Origin of the sequence: Candidatus Nitrosopumilus sp. (genome assembly GCF_040878665.1) — an archaeon.
GTDB lineage: Archaea > Thermoproteota > Nitrososphaeria > Nitrososphaerales > Nitrosopumilaceae > Nitrosopumilus.
On sequence record NZ_JBBDLU010000004.1, the window covers coordinates 6,974 to 24,205 of the forward strand.

A 17,232-nucleotide genomic window follows, 5' to 3' on the forward strand; every position below is an offset into this window, starting at 1 on the left:
CCTGAGCTGTCTGCACAATCATATGTTATTGTATGTGGTCCAAGTATTGCAGTGTCTACTGATCCTCCAATTATAATATTAGCAGAAATGTTTCCATCAATGTTATCAATACAACTAGCACCCAATTCAACATATGGAGTATTTTCTATTACTTGTTGTGGATTGCTACCTAGAAGCGAAAGTACAGGAGATGTTGTATCTGGAACAGGTTCAGAATCTGAAACTATGATGTGTAACACTGCTGCTTTTGATGAAGAACTATCAAATGAATGTGCATCTTTATCAGAGCCCATTCCATCTGTAAAGATAAACGCTACAGAATTACCATTTGACCAACCTGGTTTATCAATAATTTCTTGTAAAATTGATTTGAGTTCTGGTGTTTGTTGTGCAGGTCCTGACTTTTCATCCTTCCACTTTGGAATATTCCACATTACAGATTCTGAAGTTAGCAATCGTGATGAGATGTTTCCATTATCATTAGTAAATGTTGGAGCACTAATTGTATCATGTCCATAAATTGTTATTTTGGATTGACCTTTGTCTTTGTCTTCAGAGGTAAATTGAATGTAAGCGTGTTCTATTATTTGTCTAGGTTCAAGTGGAATATCGTTGAATCTTAATCCAACATATTCTGCTTCTATGGTCAGGTCAAGATCACTGCTTGTAAGTGTCATGGCATTATTATGAGCAGAATTATTGCCTTCTTCTGCATCATCAGATTTATTGTTAATTGGAATTGATATTTTTATACCTGGTTCTGGCTCGTCAAGAATTTTAGATGGGACACATAATCTTTCTGCTTCTTCTGCTTGTAATTTTTGACCTCCAAATTGATTATTTGTAAATACGTTAACTTTAGTGAATTTTGGTTCGCCTCTAATCTTTTTTAGATCATAACACATCAGATAATTTTCATCGTTTACTATTCCTTCGTTGTTTTTATCAACTGGGGTACAAAACATTGTTTCTTTGTATACATTCATAGTCATACTACCAAATTGATCAGTTAGACTAACATCTCTTTTATCAAACTGTGGAGTATTTTTAGAAACTTTAGCATCATAACATTTGAAGTGATTAATTCTGATTTCGTCTAATTCAGATGGTATAGAATCATGAGATTTAGAAGAAGGTACTAGTAGAGTTTTTGCACTTTTAATATCTATAACAAGATCTCCAAATTGATTTGTAACTGGAATATTTGATATTCCTTTAAACTTTGACTTGTCATTTATCTTTTCAATTTTATATTCTACCAAATGAGACTCTTCATCAGATATACCTTCATTGTTTTTATCAACAGGGTTGAAAAGTTTTTCAACTTTCTTGACATTGTATTTTGTTTCTCCTTCAAATTCATCGACTAGAGTTATTTGTTGATCTTGTGGGTGTTTTTCATAGTATCTCTCAAAGTATTTGAAATATTTTTTAAATTTTTTGTATTTATCAGAGTTTGGGTTTTCTAAAAAGTATTTGTAAAATCTTTCATATTTTTTATATTTATCATAATTTTTATCAGTATCATCATATCGTATAGAATCAGCTTTTACATTATATCCTAAATAATGATCTTCAATAATGTTAATTGAAGTTGTTTCTCCAGGATTAACAATGAATGGATTACCTTCAAATGTTATTAGAATTGGGTTTATCCCATTGTTTGTAATCAGGGATAATTCAGAATCAAAAGTTACTGAATCTCCTAGTATAAGAGAAGCAGTAAACATTGAACCAAAATCAGATTCAAAAAGAGATTCAACTGTACCTGATAAGATAGTGATTGTTGTATCATTACACATAACATTTACTTTATCATTTACATCAGTGGATAGAGATGTATTATCACAGACAGTAACAAAAGAATTTCCATTTGAACTAATATCTAATCCATCTGTAGGTGTTCCCGAAACAGTTACAGATTCATAGCCACTTGAGACACTGCCATAAGATGAACCAGTTAAGAAATCAAAGTCAAAAGGAGTAAAAACTATTGGCTCAGTTTTCATATTTAGAGGAAGTCCAGAAAGAGAGGTATCTCGTGTGATTGGAGAAAAACTAAGTAACTCTGCAGTTATGGGATTGATTTTTGCTAGATAAAAGTTATCCTGACATTCAAACGAACCGTATAGCATTCCTGAAGAATCAAAATCCATTGTGGCAGGTTTACAAAAATTTAAACCAGAAGGAAAAGTCCATGAGCCAACAAGAGTCCTTGCAGCAGTAAGCGAATCTAATTGATACAATCCATTTTGATTACTCATAAAGATTAAACCGTCTGAACTAACATCTAATGCGTTTCCAAGAGAAGTTCCTGTAAGTCCAGTTTGTCCTACAACTTCAACTTGATTAGAATCAAGATCAATTTTGACTAACTCTACAGTATTGTTAATAGTATTTGCTGCAGAACAATAAAGTTCTCCATTTGGTGCATATGAAATATCTTCACATGAAAAAAAGTTATAGAAACCTAAGTCATGAAAGATCGTATATGGCTCTCCTTGATTAATAAAAAATGATACTTTAACAAATCCTGGATCGCCTTGTGAACTTTGGTCTGAAGCTGATGCAATTAGTGTATCATCAGGAGAGAATGTAATTCCACTAAGAAATCCATTTGCACCTATATCTAATATTTGAGATTCAATTGCTGAGATTTTATCAATAAATGAAAACTGGGCATTTTCACCTTTGCCAGCACTTACAAGTAATTTTTCTGCGAATACATCATTTAATGAAATTAATGGAACAAACAACAGTAATGTAACAGCTGATAAAATCAGAAATGAATTTTTTTTCAACATATTAAAGTTGGATTGATTTGATTTATAATTTTGGTTTTGTAATATTTAGAGACAACAAAAATTTTGAATTCCCAAATATGGGAATTAATTTAGATAAACAATACTAAGAAATTCATATAATTTCATGCAGAAATTTAGAAAATGTATTGTTTCATCTAATGCGTATTTACATTATGAATAAAAATATGTTATTTGATATCATTTCAAAGATTTCTTTGAAAGTAAATTTGTGTTAATATTTCCTTTGACATAGATACAAAAATCAAATTAAAATAAATATGACAGATCGTAAATATCAAACTAACATTATTACAAATTAACCCACACATAGGTAAAGCCAAAAATATGAAATTTTTATCAGTAACAAAGATGTTGTTTATATAATTTTATTTTAGATTGAATCAAAATTATTGAAAAAAACATGATTGAAAATATCAAAATGGGTAGATTCATTTCTGGAAGTGATTTGTCAGGAGAGATTATATCTCCCCAAGTAGATGGAGACGGAAAGTCAAGAGAATTTTGCCTTGTAGCATTTTCTGGCCATGAATAAAATTTTTCTAAACTTGCATCATATACTGAAATGTAAAATCCGTAATTATCTGAACGTTCTAGTAATTCAATTGGAATTTTAAATTCATAACTTGGATGTGGAGTTTTGCTATATCGATCATTTTCATCAGATATAGTGCTAATTGCAATAAAATTATCAGGGTTAGGAATTTTTTTCATCGATGTGATAGAATCATTTAGATTGTTTCCTTGAAAAACAGAACCGGTATTATTTTCTAATAAAACAGAAAAACAAAAATCATCTGTGTCATGAAGTCTATTTTTATTATTTTTCCCATCAAGACAAACTGTTGCTTCATCCATATTTTTATCAAGTGTTTGATCATTAACAGGATCAATGAAAACATAAATGTAATCTTCAAAATGCGCTGTTCTCAAATGTATGACTATTTCATCATCAAACGTGTACAAATTATAACTTGATTGTTTCCATTCTGACAAATTTGTCCATTTACCATCAAAGATCACATTTTCCATACTAGGTGATATAGTAATTAAAATGGGTTCTGATGTTGCAAGAACATCTTCAAATGAAATAAACAATATTAAAGAAATAATACATAAAAAAAACAAGTTATGATTCAAGTAATTTATTGAATCTATAACAAGTATAAAAAAAATCAAAGATAAATTTAGTCAAGTTTATAGACATGAATAACAAAATGATTTTGTGAACAAAGCTGTAATTATTGGTATAGTTGTGGCCGTGATAATTGGAATTGTTACTATATCAGCTGTAAGTTCAATGCAAATATCAAATACTGAGTCAATATCAGATAAAATTGTAGAAGAGACTACACAAGAAGAAGAGGTAATCATAGAACCCATACTGGAAGACGAGACGGAAGTGAGTGGACGAGAACTAAGTGTAGAATTAACTGAGTCAATAAACCTCAAATCGCCGTAAAAGGGCCAAAATGGATCTATTAGTTGAGGGTTTTTTGCCAAACTACCTATAATAGGGTTAGAGTTAAACGAAATAATGAAAAGAATAACATCTATTGTGTTATTTGCAAGTATCTTTGCAATTACAGTAGGAGCCTTAGGTTTTAGCGGAAATTCTGCTACATCTCTAATGGTTGCTGCCATACCACAAACTCAAGAAAATGTAGGCATGCTAGGTCATGTAGAATACAGACTTTTTGATGAAATGGGAAATGTAAAGGGATACATGCAAAATGACAACATAGTAGTTGAAGCAGGAAAAGACTGTGCTGCAAAAGCTCTGTTTGATAGTTCAGCTTCTGTAGGACAATGTACAGGTTCAGTAACAAACTTCCAATGGATTGGAATTGGTAATGGTAGTAGTGCTACTATTAACGTAACAAACCAAACTTTAGCAGACTCTACTGATGATGAAACAGGTACATGTTCACAATCTGGTGGTACTGGTACTGCTGGTGGTGGAGATATGGCAAGAAGAAGTGTTACTCCAAGTTTCAATGTAGCAGGTACAACAGCTATAGTCACATTAGATACTTCATCAGCCCCATTTACATTTGATGCTGGCAATGCTACAGTTGTAAGAGACTCTGGTGTATTCAATGCTAACTATGGTACACCAGGAGCTGGATCAACTTGTGGTGGAACAAATACTGCAGGAACCACATGGAGTATGTTCTCACGTCAACTACTAAATGCTGCAACAGGTATTACTGTAAGCAGTGGAGATAGTCTGTCTGTTAAATGGACAATCACAGTAGGATAAGATTAGTTTTTTAAAAAAATCTTATCTGAATTTTTATATTTTTAAGATTTAGTAGACTTGTAATATTTACAATTTTTTTTAATGTTACAGACATCACACATTGGAGATATAGGTTTGCAAATATTTTGTCCGTACATTACAAATGTGTCATTAATATCAATCCAAAATTTCTTTGGTATTTTTTTCATTAATTCTTGTTCTGTATCCTCAGGATTTTTTGTATTAACTAAGCCAAGTCTGTTTGAGATTCTATGAACGTGAATATCAACTGGGATCGCTGGTTTTTCAAAGGCATACACCAGTACACAGTTAGCAGTCTTTCTTCCAACACCAGGTAATTTCACCAATGTTTCCAAGTCATCAGGCACAGTTCCATTATATTGAGTATCAATAATTTTTGCTACTTCAATAATTCTTTTAGATTTTACGTGGTAAAATCCAATGGGTTTTATGATTTTTTCAATATCTTTTACTTGAGCATTTGCTAAAGATTTTGCATTTTTGTATTTTGAAAATAAAACCTTGCAAACTTTGGTTGTGCTCTCATCTTTAGTGCGAGCCGAAAGAATAGTTCCTATTAGAATACTAAATGGGCCACCTGTTTCTACTTCATGAAGTTCTCGTAATGCAGTCATTCTAGGAGGTTTAACAGAATTCATAGTAGATATCATTCCCTGAAGAATTTTTTTCATGTTAATGATAATGTACGTACAAGTATTATATCTGTAGGAGATAATCATACCATTGGAATTAACGCGAGAAGAAGAGTCTGCATTAAAAGGTGAACAAGGAGAAATTATGCAGATGGCATATAGAATTTTAGTTGCCACAGGTGAATCTACAGATGCAGAGAAGCTCATTCCAATAGAATGGGCTCATCTATCAGGTGTTAATTACAATACAATAGGGGATGCAGGAGAAGAATTTCTATCCAACATTAGTAAAAGTGCGAGAGTAAAAGTAAAAACAACGTTGAATCCAATGGGGTTTGATATAGACAATGTTTCAAATTATAATTTAGATAAAAATTTTATTTCAAAACAACTTTCGATAAAAAATTCTTATGAATTAATTGGTGTTACACCATCATTTTCATGTATTCCATATGAAATATTTGATATTCCAAAGGAAGGAACTCAGGTAGCATTTGCAGAAAGTAATGCAGCGATTCATGCAAATTCATATGACAATCTAAAAACAAACAAAGAAAGTGCATTTAGTGCTCTTGCAAGTGCAATTACTGGAAAAAGCCCATACTCTTCTTTAAGAAAAGAAGACGTACCAAACATTACAATTAAAATGAAAGTAGATAATCCAAATGAGCTAACATATGGAATGTTAGGATTTTTTGCAGGCAAAGTTGGAGATACTTCTGTCAACATATCAGGTTTGGGAGAAATGGATAAACGTCAATGTAAATCCATGTGTGGAGGCATGGGAACTTCTGGAACCTGTGCAAAATTTGTTTTTGGGGAAGGAAATTCTGATTGTGAAAAAATAGATTTTGATGAAAAAGAAATACAAAACATTCATGATGAGTTAAACACTGCAGAAAATGGAGATATTATTACTCTTGGTAGTCCTCAATTAGGGTTAGAAGAAATTGCAGATCTTACTTTGAAACTCAAAGGACGATCATTTAAGAAAAGATGTATGGTATTTACTCCCAGAATTGTAAAGGAACAAGCAAGAAAAATAGGATATGTAAATGAATTAGAACGTGCTGGATGTGAAATTCTTTCAGATTGTTGTACATGTTTAACACCATTAATCAATAAAGATAATGTTGATGCAGTTACAACAAACAGTATCAAAGGGGCATTTTATCTAAAAAATTCTAACGGTGTAGATGTAAATCTAAAATCATTAGCACAAATAATTGAAGATGAGACACAATGAAAGTTCTTGTTCAAGGTAAAGTTGAAGGAATTGTTTTAAAATCAGAGATGCCAATTAATTTTTTAGGAACAGTTGATAAAAAAACAGGAATAATTAGCGATAAGAATCATGATTTATTTAACAAATCTATTCAAAAATCAATTCTAGTATTTCCATCTGGGGTTGGTAGTAGTGTTGGTGCATATACAATCTATTCAATAAAATCAAATAATTCTGCACCATTAGCAATGATTTGTAAAAAATCTGATCTTACAGTTGTGACAGGATGCGCGTTGGCAAATATTCCACTTGTAATAATCTCTAGTGAAGAGTTTGCATCAATCCAAAATGGACAAAAAATTTCTTTAGATACAAAAGCTAAGAATGTAATTTCACATATTAATTAAAAATTAATCATGTACGTTTCTTTGTGAGAAATAACACTCCAACTAAGACTCCTATTCCTGCTGCTACATAAAATGGAAAGAAAGCAAGTTTATTCTTTGCAGGATCACCTGATAGAAATTCTATAATCATACTTCCAGAATTTACTGCTGGAGGATCTGAGGAGCCCTCCATTCCAGAAACAGAGTAAGAGCCAATTGCAAATTGGCCAATATCTAGATTGGTAACTACAATTCTTGCTCCGTTATTGACAGTTAGTCCTGCTCTATCAGTAAATGATATGATGGATTTTGCCTGTGGATACCAACCTCTATCCAAATCACTGTGAACTACAATGTATCCTTCTTTTGGAGTTTGAACTGCAATCCAGAATTTGTTGTTAGGTTGTGATCCCATACCAACTTCGATAAATTCATCAAGATTTTCATTATCATATAATCGTAAAACTGCATTTCCATTTGGATTTGCATACAGTAAATTATTATCAATGGTTACCTGCCAGCTAACAGCATGGACATCATTGAGTGTTATTAGTGGTGCATCACGTACGACTCTGTTAAATTCATCTGAGGGGATTTCTATTGTATCAATGATTAATGATGGGTTGTTTGTTTCTTGAGCAAAAGCAGTAGATGAAAAAATTCCTACAAGCAAAATTATTGTAAAAAAGTACTTCACAAGCTAGAGAGAATTTAATTGAATAAAAATCTAATCAACAAATGGTTTTGGATGATCCAAGATTACTTGTGCTACTTCTGGTCTTAAAATGAATTCAGAAGGGGCCTGACCGTTTTGAATCATATCTCTTAGTGCGGTTCCACTGATTTGTTCCTTGACATCATCACCATGTGGACATGCTTTTGGAGTTGTATATGTAAGACATTTTCTGCAGTAAAAGAATGCAGGGAAAAATACCGGAGAAATTTCTAGCTCTGGATATCCGTCAAAGATTTTTTGTGCAGCCATAGGATCATAGAACTTTCCAACACCTGCATGATCTCGCCCAATTATGATGTGAGTACAACCATAATTTTGTCTCATAATTGCATGATGAATCGCCTCTTTTGGACCAGCATACTTCATCTCAGTGTGTAAAGTTCCAAGTTGACATCTATTTTCTGGATAGTATAGTTTTATCATTACTTCATAGCATTTTACGATGACTTCATCAACAAAGTCACCAGATTTTTTTGTTCCAATTACTGGATTAACAAAGACTCCATCACGTGTAGTAATTGATGTCTTTTGTAGCATTTCATGTGCTACATGTGGTGGATTTCTAGTTTGAAATGCACAGATAGTCTTCCATCCGGCTTTTGCAAAAGATTCTCTTGTTTGAATTGGAGTTAATCTGTATTTTCTGATTTCAGTGTCTTCGGGTCTTTGAATGTAATCAATTTTTCCACCAACCAAATAATCTTTCATTGAGAATGTTTTTGCAACACCTGGATGAGATGAGTCAGTAGTTCCATAGACTCCTTGAGCTGTTTTCTCCTTGTCAAATGTAAATGTCTCATCTACATGTAATACTGCAAAGCCTAAACCTTGAGGATTTTTTAGTAACACATCACCTGCTTCTTTCATTTTCAAAGCAGTTTGCTCATCAACATCAAGAACAATTGGAATGGTCCATGCTAGATTATTTGCTAGTCTTCCACGAGAAATAACATTTTCAAAATCTTGTTTTCCTAAAAATCCCTCTAAAGGGCTAAAAATTCCATCTGCAATATTTTCAACATCATTTGCAAGATCTTCATTGATGATAATTGAAAACAATTCTGTAGGATTAGTTTTGGTAATTCTGTTTACTAGTACTCCACCATGTGGTTTAATTGAGTGATTTTCTGACATGTTAAATCCTCTATCAAGGGTCTATATGAAGGCCACATTCTTTGTTTCCACCTTGTTCCCACCACCATCTTCCTGCACGAATATCTTCTCCAGGTTGTATCGCTCTTGTACATGGCTCACATCCAATACTTGGATAACCTTTGTCAAGAAGACTGTTGTATGGTAAATTATTATTTTTAATATATTCTTGAATTTGATCCCAAGTCCAATCAACAATTGGATTAATTTTTAAAATTCCTCCATGACCATGATCTAGCTGAAAGATTGTAACATTTTGGCGATTTGTAGTTTGATCACGTCGTAATCCAGTTATCCAACCATCTAATGTATTCAACATTTTGTTCATTGGATGTACCTTACGTATTTCACAGCACAGTTTTCTATTATCCACACTTTCATAGAATAGATTCATTCCTTTAGCACAAACCATATCTTCTACTTCTTTTGTATCAGGAAATAGAACTTCAATTGAGATATTGTATTTTTTACTGACAATATCTATAATGTCATAGGTTTCTTGCGGTAATCTTCCAGTGTCAAGGGTAAAGAATCGAAATTTAGGATTAATTTTTAACATAATGTCCATAACTACAGCATCCTCAGCACCAAAACTTGATGCTTTTGCAACTTTGGGATGTAGATTGTCTGAAACCCACTTTAATGCTTCTTCAGTAGTTTTTATTTTTGAGTTAAGATCATCTACTTGTTTTTGTGTGAATTTTGTCACAATTTCACATAGATTATTTGTTTTATATTGATTTACCCGTAGGTTTATCCTAAATTATAAACAAGTAGAATTCAAAATAGAAAATATGGATGAAATATCATATGTTGTAGTTTTTCCAACAATATTTTCAAAAAATAAAATTCCACAGTTGATTTCAAACATTAAAAAAATTCTTAAAATAAAGAATCAACAATTTAAATCTGTTAAACGCGATGGAGACATAGTATTAGTTGATGCAAATGATCCTGTGTTTGCATCATCTGCAATCAATTTACTTTTTGGGATAGAAAAAATAGCTATTGCAAGGCAGATAAGAAATAATTTTCAAGATGTTATTTCTGAAATTACTTCCATTGGTGGTAACTTGTTGTTAAAGGGGGAAAAATTTCTAGTAAAAGTAGAAGGAATATCAAAAGGATTTGTAACTAAAGATGTAGAAATTGCTGCAACATCAAATATTATAGAAAATAAATCAAATTTAGGAGCACGTCCTGGTACGGATACTGATTTTGATAAATTACTATACACATATCTTACCAAAAACAATGCATACATCTGTATTTTTTCAGATAAAGGAAACTATGGAATTCCATATCAATCACAAAAGCAAAAAACTATTTGTGCAATATATGACGAAATCTCAGCAATTTCTTGCTTTGAGACAATCAAACAGGGTTATGACACAAAGATCATAGTTTGCTATAGACAAAAATCAGAACTAATGAATCTTGTAAAGATGATTAATCATATCATCCCAAGATTAGTGCAAAATAAAATCGAACTTGAATTTTTGCATGTAAAGATTAATCCCAACGGAATCAAAAATTATTTAATATATGTAAATTCAGTATTGGAGATTCTATTACAGTATCCAAATACACGTGTATCATTAGCCCTATCACCATTAGTATTTTCTACAGATTTTATTGATAATTCACTAAGACATGTATTTGGAAAAAAGAAAATACCAATACTTCCACTTACAGGAGTTGATACTAACTTGTTTGATGAAGCAAAAGAGATCGGATTAGAAAGAAACATCAAAAAAATAGAAAAACTAGTCACTATTACCACAAACGAAATTCCTGCTTTTTCAAAAAAAGACGTAGAGGTTGCTCTAAAGACAAAAAAAGAGATTACCATTCAAGTAGGACCTAACAACATTCATGATATTTTAGACTCATTTGAGAATCATTGAGAATTTAAACGGCAAATTTCGTTGCATATTGTGCTCAAAATAGGGGAATTCATCTATCCTTGGGGAAGTGGCCATTATTCACGAATGATGCGATTAAATGAAGTTTTATCAGATCACATCAAAGAAAAATTTGAGGTTCATTTTTCTAGTAAAGATCACGTTTATGAAAAATTATTAAAAAAATTCCCTGACCAAAAAGAAAAAATCCATGAGATATTGATGCCAACTCCAATTGACGGTAAATTTGGTCCAAGTGTTTCATTATCATTAATGAATGTATTATTGCCAATTGCAAAAAATCCACCACTAGTAAAACAAATTGTAAACTATTTGAGAGAAGAGAGAAAACTCTACAACAAAGAAAAGTTTGATCTGGTAATTAATGATGGTGATATGGGTTCAAATATTTTAGCGAAAAATCGTAACATCCCAAGTCTATTTGTGACAAACCAGTTTAGACCTAAATTATACAACTCTAGATCATATCTTTATCCATCATTAATTTTTATTGCAAAACAAATTGGTAAGGCATCAAAAATTCTTGTTGCCGATTCTCCTCCACCATATACAATGTGTGAATATAACCTGAATTTTACAAAAGAAGTAAAAGACAAAGTATTCTATGTTGGACATTTTACAAATAGTAAACAGATCAACAAACAAAATAGTTCAGATCTTGAAAAATTAGTTCAAGATAATGAGTTTGGATACTGGATGAGGACTGGAAACAAGTCAACTAATGATGGTACAGGTCAAAGATACGAACAAGTATTTCATCAAGATGAAATGAGAAATGAAAAAAGAATAATTTCACATGCAAGAAATGATTCGAATATAGATACAGTACTAGGAAAAGACGGTAAGAAATATTCAATACCAGAAGCATTGGATAAAAAAATTGACTGGATACAAATTGACATTGGTTTTCTTTCAGAGCAAGAAAAAGACACAGTCTTGAATTTATGCAAATATGCGGTAGTAAATGGCTCACACACTGTAATGGGGGAGATAATGGGTGGAAAATCAAAGCCAATAATTGGGATTCCCATTTATGATGAGCATACAAACAATATCAGATGGGCTGAAGAAAAAAACCTAGGAGTACTGGCAATTAAAACAAGTCAAGTTATTCATGGAATATCCACAATCAAAGAAAACTATGAAGGATTTCAGGATAGTTTGAAAGAGTTTTCAAAGAACTTTATTCCTAATGGTGCAGAAAACTCGGCAAAAATTGTTGCTCAGACTATAGAAGAAAAGAGATAATACGTTATTTTGGGGATTTTCTTCATCTGGCACGCGGGATTTCGATGGGCGAACGGACCGCAAGGGATGATGAAAAAATCCGCGTGTCAGATTAATATCGATCATTCAATAATGTGGGAACGCTTTTATGGAAAAAATTAAGCCAGATTATCAGTGCCTAACTGCCCAGAATGTACATCACGAGAGAAAAAGAAAATCCAAGCCAAGTATGATGCAGATACACCAGAAGAAGATAGACATAGAGATGATTTATACAAATTATTTGATGAAATTGATATTCCAATGAAAATGGATGCTGCTACAAAGCACTTCATATGTAAAAGATGTGGATTATACGCAACAAGAGAACAAGTCTCAGATATCAGATACAAATTAAATCAAAAAGAAAGAACACGAGACGATAAACATGACGACTATCTTGAATGGTGGTCGAAAAGTAAAAAAGAAAAAGCAGAAAATTAGAGTGATTCAATATGGTAAAAAAGAAAGAGGATGATATTCCGGATTGGGTTTCCGATGAAATTCAAAATGCAAAATTCAACAAACCAGAAGAACTAAAGATGACTGGATACATTTTGGAATTATACGAAGGAGACAACAAAATTGATGCACAGTTGTATGATGCATTAGAAGATGGACGACATATAGTTACAATGGATTTGACAAAAAAGATCAAAATGAATGAACTAGAAAAAGGAGTTGTCTATGAATTCACTTTTGACCAGCACAAAGCATCATTAAGTAAAAAAGTATCAGAATTTCTAGCAAAAGAGAAAGAAATTGATATGAATGCAATTTATCAATTTGAATTAAAATCATTAGAATTGTTAGATGTAGGCTCTAGTGAAGCTGTAGATGAAGATTTAGAAGAATAAAACTAGTTCTTTTTTGTAGCATCTAATTGTTTTTTAAAAGATTTTCCTATAATTGGATTGATAAAATATGGAAATGTATTTTTCATCCACACTGCACCTCGTACTACAGATGGAATAATAATTTCTAATCTAGGAGAATTTGCCGCTCTTAGAATTGCTTTTGCTACAGTTTTAGAACTAAGTGATGTAGGAGAAAATCTCGGCATTTGTTCAAATGATGGATGATCAAAAAAGTTAGTTCTGACCATGATTGGACTAACAACTGTAACTCCAATTCCAGTATTTTTTAATTCATGTTTAAGGCCTTCTGAAAATCCCAACATTGCAAATTTTGATGCACAGTATGAAGCGATTCCAGGCAAACCAAAACTCGCAGCAACTGATGCAACATTGACTATATGACCTGATTTTTTACTCAGCATTGACGGAAGAAAATTTTTGATACAGTAAACCATTCCAAAATAATTTGTCTCCATTTGTGATTCTATCTCATCAATACTAAGATCAATTACAGAACCATAAATTGCAAAACCAGCATTATTTACTAGTATGTCTATAGAATCAAATTTTTCTAAAATAGCTTTTGACATTTGTTTTACCTGATCTTTTTTAGAAACGTCACAGGAATAAACAAGTACAGTTACATTGAATTTTTTTAATTCATCTGCAATTTCATCAAGCTTGCCTTGTCTTCTTGCAACCAAAATTAAATTAGCACCATGTTTTGCAAATTCTATAGCAGATTCTCTACCAATTCCAGATGATGCACCAGTAATTAGAACAATTTTATTTTTGAAATCCACAAATCAAAAAAATTGTTTAAAGATAAAGTGGTTTCTATTCGGTAAATACTGTATAACAAGATTCTATGAGGGCTGAGATTTTGGTATTTTACTCAAGGCTAATTTTACTAAAAGTAGCCACGTAATCACAATTGGAACATAGTATGTTGCAATTCTCCAACCAATTACTGCATCCCATGCTACAACTCCTTCTGAAATTTCAAATGCAAAAGGATCTAAATTATTGATATACGCTACAATTCCAAATTCGGCTAAACCAGAACCGCCTATAGTGATTGGCAAGTTCCCAATTGCATTTGCTCCCATAACTGCCATGATAGAGTCAAATGCATTAATCACAAAACCTGTTCCCATTGCAATAATCATAAATGAGATACCATAAAATGACCATGATACAAGTGAAAACAAAAATGAAATAGTAAAGATTTTTTTAGATTCGGAGGTTTTTAGATTTTCTCTACTCATTGTGCATACCTCTTCCATCCAGATGTTTGTTTTCATTATTGCTCTAGTACCTTTTTCTTTTCCAAATCTTTTGACAAGATTTTCAAATACTTTAGGAACTTGGAATGTATGTTTAGATGAAAGAAAGAACATTATCATCCACAAAGATGTAATTATAATACTAGTACCTAAAATTACAGCCCCCACTACATATGCACCGTTTAACAATGCAATGACGCCTGCTATCATAGACAACAAACCTGCAGCAAACACTTCAGTTACAATATCCATAATTGCAATCCATGCTGCTTTTGCAGGTGCAACTCCTTTTTTGTGTAGATAGTAAATTACTACAAATTCAGCTCCAACAAACATTGGAGTTGTAAATTTGATAAATTCACTACCAACTCTGACACCAATTAATTTAAAAAAAGAGTCAAAGTTTCCCAGATATTTTCTTGTAATATATGCAAATTTGACTCCTTGAATGCCAAGCTTGATCATCATGGCAACAATTGCGCCTACAAATGGAAATAATCCGATAGCCAATACATCTTCTAATTTTATATCAAACTGAATAGCAATGATGATAATAGGAATTAAGGTAATTGGGATAGCTACTAGTCGCCAGTTCATCTGATATTTTTTTTGAGGAATCAAATATGAAAGTTGATTAATTATCTAGTCGCCAGAAAGACAAGTTACGGAATTAGGCGTGAGATATCATATATGATCAATGCTATTTCTGATTTTGAAGTTCCTGTTTGACTTCTTCAAACAAGGAATCCAGCATGTCAAAGTCTGAAAGGTTTCTTTCTTGTAGTAATTTTATGACCAAATCTTTGAGATAAGCCTCCTTTTCAGATGTACTTTGAATCACAAAATGAATATTATTTGATCAGTTAAAGATCAGATGGAACTTTTTCATGTTATTTGATACCAATTTGGTATATCTAGAGAATAATAAGAAAACAAGCTAGTTTGAAATATAAGCAAAGAGGGAAAATTAGACGGATTGAAAACAATTTTTGTTTCCGGTACTGCCGGTTCAGGAAAATCATTACTTACATCAAAACTAAATGAATATTATACAACAAATGGATCATTTGCGGCAGTTTTGAACTTAGATCCAGGTGTAGATACTATACCTTACACTTGTGATATTGATGTTAGAGATTATGTAGATTATGTATCAATTATGCAACAGTATGAACTTGGTCCAAATGGTGCTATGGTAATGGCAAATGATCTAATAGCATCAAAAATTGACGATATTCAAAATGACATTAACAAAGTAAACCCAGATTATTTGATTGTGGATACACCAGGTCAAATTGAATTATTTGCATATCGTTCCAGTGGACGTTTTCTGGTAGAAAATATTTCTTCAGAAGAAAAAACTAGTATTTTTATTTTTGATGGTGCACTAGTTACCACTCCAGTAAATTTTGTATCAATTGCACTACTTGCAACATCAATAAGATTACGTTTGAATTTACCTGCAATTAATGTTTTAACAAAAACAGATCTTATTGGAGATAAGATAAAAGATATTCTTGAATGGTCATCAAATTTAAAAACATTAGAAAATGCTATTGGTAAAGAAGCAGACGGAGACACATATACATTGACTACAAACATTTTACGAGGATTGAATCTTGGAGGATTTGCACAAGGGTTGATTCCTATATCAAATATCACAGGAGACGGTTTTGTAAATCTTGAAGGAGCTCTAAGCAGAATTCTTAATTTGGGTGAGGAGGTAGAAGATTAATGGTATCAAAAGTTACAGTCAAAGCACCATCTTCTACAGCAAATTTGGGTCCAGGATTTGATGTTTTTGGATTAGCAATTGATGCATTTTATGATACAGTCACACTAACTAAGATAAAAAATGGAATTACAATAGTTACTGAAGACAATATTCCAACAAATCCAGAAAATAATACTGCAGGGTTAGTTGTGAAAAATATGAAAAAAAAATTTAGAATCAAAGATGGTGTTGAAATTAGAATCAAAAAAGGAATTCCTGCAGGATTTGGAATGGGAAGTAGTGCTGCATCAGCAGCAGCAACTGCTGTCGCTTTTGATAAATTGTTTGGATTAAAGCTTGATGGCAATGTTTTAGTAGAGTTTGCAGGATCTGGAGAAAAAGCAAGTGCAGGAACAATTCATTACGATAATGTTGCAGCTTCTGTTTTAGGAGGTTTTGTAATTGTAAAAACAAATCCGTTGGATGTAATTAGAATTAATCCACCGACAAATCTCAGAATGTGTGTTGCTGTTCCAAAAATTGAGGTTCCAAAAAAGAAAACAAAAGTATCAAGAGGTGTAATTCCAAAAAATGTGAAATTAATAGATAGTATATCCAATTTATCAAATGCTGCAGCAATTGTAGTTGGATTCATGAAAAAGGATCCACAAATGATTGGAAATTCAATTAAAGATGTGATAGTTGAACCTGCAAGGCAACATATGATTCCAGGATTTATCAAAGTTAAAGAAAATGCCATTAAGGCAGGCGCACTAGGTGTTACGATAAGTGGTGCAGGACCATCAGTTATTGCGTTTTCAAAAAGTTCAGCTGATTTGAAAAAGATTAGTTTAGCAATGTCTAGAGGATTTGCATCGGCAAATACAAAATGTCAAACCATAATTTGTAAACCTAGTAAGGGTGCAATAGAAAATAGGAAATAAGCA

General features: G+C 32.1%; 18 protein-coding genes. 10 read left to right on the forward strand and 8 right to left on the reverse strand.

What is annotated here, in order from left to right; all coding sequences use genetic code 11:
* Both WDZ98_RS03625 and WDZ98_RS03630 read right to left on the reverse strand, forming a co-directional pair.
* Positions 1–2,804, reverse strand: a 2,804-nt coding sequence (locus WDZ98_RS03625; RefSeq protein ID WP_368057438.1) for an immunoglobulin-like domain-containing protein, incomplete at its 3' end; no start/stop codon positions are given.
* 357 nt (positions 2,805–3,161) lie between these two features.
* Positions 3,162–3,920: a hypothetical protein gene (locus WDZ98_RS03630; protein WP_368057436.1), complete on the reverse strand. Its 759-nt coding sequence runs from the start codon at positions 3,918–3,920 to the stop codon at positions 3,162–3,164.
* Positions 3,921–4,047: 127 nt separating this feature from the next.
* Here WDZ98_RS03630 and WDZ98_RS03635 point away from each other — a divergent pair, with 127 nt between their 5' ends.
* Positions 4,048–4,284, forward strand: coding sequence for a hypothetical protein (locus tag WDZ98_RS03635; RefSeq protein WP_368057434.1), 237 nt, complete (start codon positions 4,048–4,050; stop codon positions 4,282–4,284).
* Between the two features lie 75 nt (positions 4,285–4,359).
* On the forward strand, positions 4,360–5,085 hold the full coding sequence (locus WDZ98_RS03640; protein WP_368057432.1) for a hypothetical protein: 726 nt from the start codon (positions 4,360–4,362) through the stop codon (positions 5,083–5,085).
* 41 nt (positions 5,086–5,126) lie between these two features.
* On the opposite strand, the gene nth is transcribed toward WDZ98_RS03640, so the two are convergent.
* Positions 5,127–5,777: an endonuclease III gene (gene nth, locus WDZ98_RS03645; RefSeq protein WP_368057430.1), complete on the reverse strand. Its 651-nt coding sequence runs from the start codon at positions 5,775–5,777 to the stop codon at positions 5,127–5,129.
* A gap of 52 nt (positions 5,778–5,829) precedes the next feature.
* Between nth and WDZ98_RS03650 the strand changes: the two genes are divergently transcribed.
* Together WDZ98_RS03650 and WDZ98_RS03655 are read left to right on the forward strand one after the other, a co-directional pair.
* On the forward strand, positions 5,830–6,984 hold the full coding sequence (locus WDZ98_RS03650; protein ID WP_368057428.1) for an aconitase X: 1,155 nt from the start codon (positions 5,830–5,832) through the stop codon (positions 6,982–6,984).
* Positions 6,981–7,370 carry a DUF126 domain-containing protein gene (locus WDZ98_RS03655; protein WP_368057426.1) on the forward strand — a complete coding sequence of 130 codons (390 nt, stop codon included), beginning with the start codon at positions 6,981–6,983 and terminating at the stop codon, positions 7,368–7,370. The genes WDZ98_RS03650 and WDZ98_RS03655 overlap by 4 nt, the downstream gene beginning before the upstream one ends.
* A gap of 7 nt (positions 7,371–7,377) precedes the next feature.
* Here the strand turns inward: WDZ98_RS03655 and WDZ98_RS03660 are convergent, their stop codons facing one another.
* Genes WDZ98_RS03660 through WDZ98_RS03670 form a run of 3 tightly spaced genes read right to left on the reverse strand, consistent with a single transcriptional unit; the run spans position 7,378 to position 9,946 of the window.
* Positions 7,378–8,046, reverse strand: coding sequence for a hypothetical protein (locus WDZ98_RS03660; protein ID WP_368057424.1), 669 nt, complete (start codon positions 8,044–8,046; stop codon positions 7,378–7,380).
* 30 nt (positions 8,047–8,076) lie between these two features.
* Complete coding sequence (sat, locus tag WDZ98_RS03665; RefSeq protein WP_368057422.1) at positions 8,077–9,219, reverse strand: sulfate adenylyltransferase; 1,143 nt, start codon at positions 9,217–9,219, stop codon at positions 8,077–8,079.
* Between the two features lie 13 nt (positions 9,220–9,232).
* The gene (locus WDZ98_RS03670; protein WP_368057420.1) at positions 9,233–9,946 is read right to left on the reverse strand and encodes a phosphoadenylyl-sulfate reductase; all 714 of its coding nucleotides are present in this window, start codon (positions 9,944–9,946) and stop codon (positions 9,233–9,235) included.
* Positions 9,947–10,031: 85 nt separating this feature from the next.
* Here WDZ98_RS03670 and WDZ98_RS03675 point away from each other — a divergent pair, with 85 nt between their 5' ends.
* The 4 genes from WDZ98_RS03675 to WDZ98_RS03690 all read left to right on the forward strand — a co-directional run bounded on the left by WDZ98_RS03675 (position 10,032) and on the right by WDZ98_RS03690 (position 13,285).
* On the forward strand, positions 10,032–11,144 hold the full coding sequence (locus WDZ98_RS03675) for a thiamine biosynthesis protein (protein WP_368057418.1): 1,113 nt from the start codon (positions 10,032–10,034) through the stop codon (positions 11,142–11,144).
* Positions 11,145–11,174: 30 nt separating this feature from the next.
* Positions 11,175–12,410 (forward strand): glycosyltransferase, encoded by a 1,236-nt coding sequence (locus WDZ98_RS03680; protein ID WP_368057416.1) that lies wholly within the window; start codon positions 11,175–11,177, stop codon positions 12,408–12,410.
* 153 nt (positions 12,411–12,563) lie between these two features.
* Positions 12,564–12,872, forward strand: a complete 309-nt coding sequence (locus WDZ98_RS03685; RefSeq protein WP_368057414.1) for a hypothetical protein — start codon at positions 12,564–12,566, stop codon at positions 12,870–12,872.
* Between the two features lie 11 nt (positions 12,873–12,883).
* Positions 12,884–13,285 (forward strand): hypothetical protein, encoded by a 402-nt coding sequence (locus WDZ98_RS03690; protein ID WP_368057412.1) that lies wholly within the window; start codon positions 12,884–12,886, stop codon positions 13,283–13,285.
* A gap of 2 nt (positions 13,286–13,287) precedes the next feature.
* Here the strand turns inward: WDZ98_RS03690 and WDZ98_RS03695 are convergent, their stop codons facing one another.
* Positions 13,288–14,088: an SDR family NAD(P)-dependent oxidoreductase gene (locus WDZ98_RS03695; protein WP_368057410.1), complete on the reverse strand. Its 801-nt coding sequence runs from the start codon at positions 14,086–14,088 to the stop codon at positions 13,288–13,290.
* Positions 14,089–14,151: 63 nt separating this feature from the next.
* Positions 14,152–15,168, reverse strand: a complete 1,017-nt coding sequence (locus tag WDZ98_RS03700; RefSeq protein WP_368057408.1) for a YbhN family protein — start codon at positions 15,166–15,168, stop codon at positions 14,152–14,154.
* Between the two features lie 379 nt (positions 15,169–15,547).
* On the opposite strand from WDZ98_RS03700, the gene WDZ98_RS03705 reads away from it, so the two are divergent.
* On the forward strand, positions 15,548–16,306 hold the full coding sequence (locus tag WDZ98_RS03705; protein WP_368057406.1) for an ATP/GTP-binding protein: 759 nt from the start codon (positions 15,548–15,550) through the stop codon (positions 16,304–16,306).
* Positions 16,306–17,229: a homoserine kinase gene (locus WDZ98_RS03710; protein ID WP_368057404.1), complete on the forward strand. Its 924-nt coding sequence runs from the start codon at positions 16,306–16,308 to the stop codon at positions 17,227–17,229. The genes WDZ98_RS03705 and WDZ98_RS03710 overlap by 1 nt, the downstream gene beginning before the upstream one ends.
* Positions 17,230–17,232: the final 3 nt, after the last annotated feature.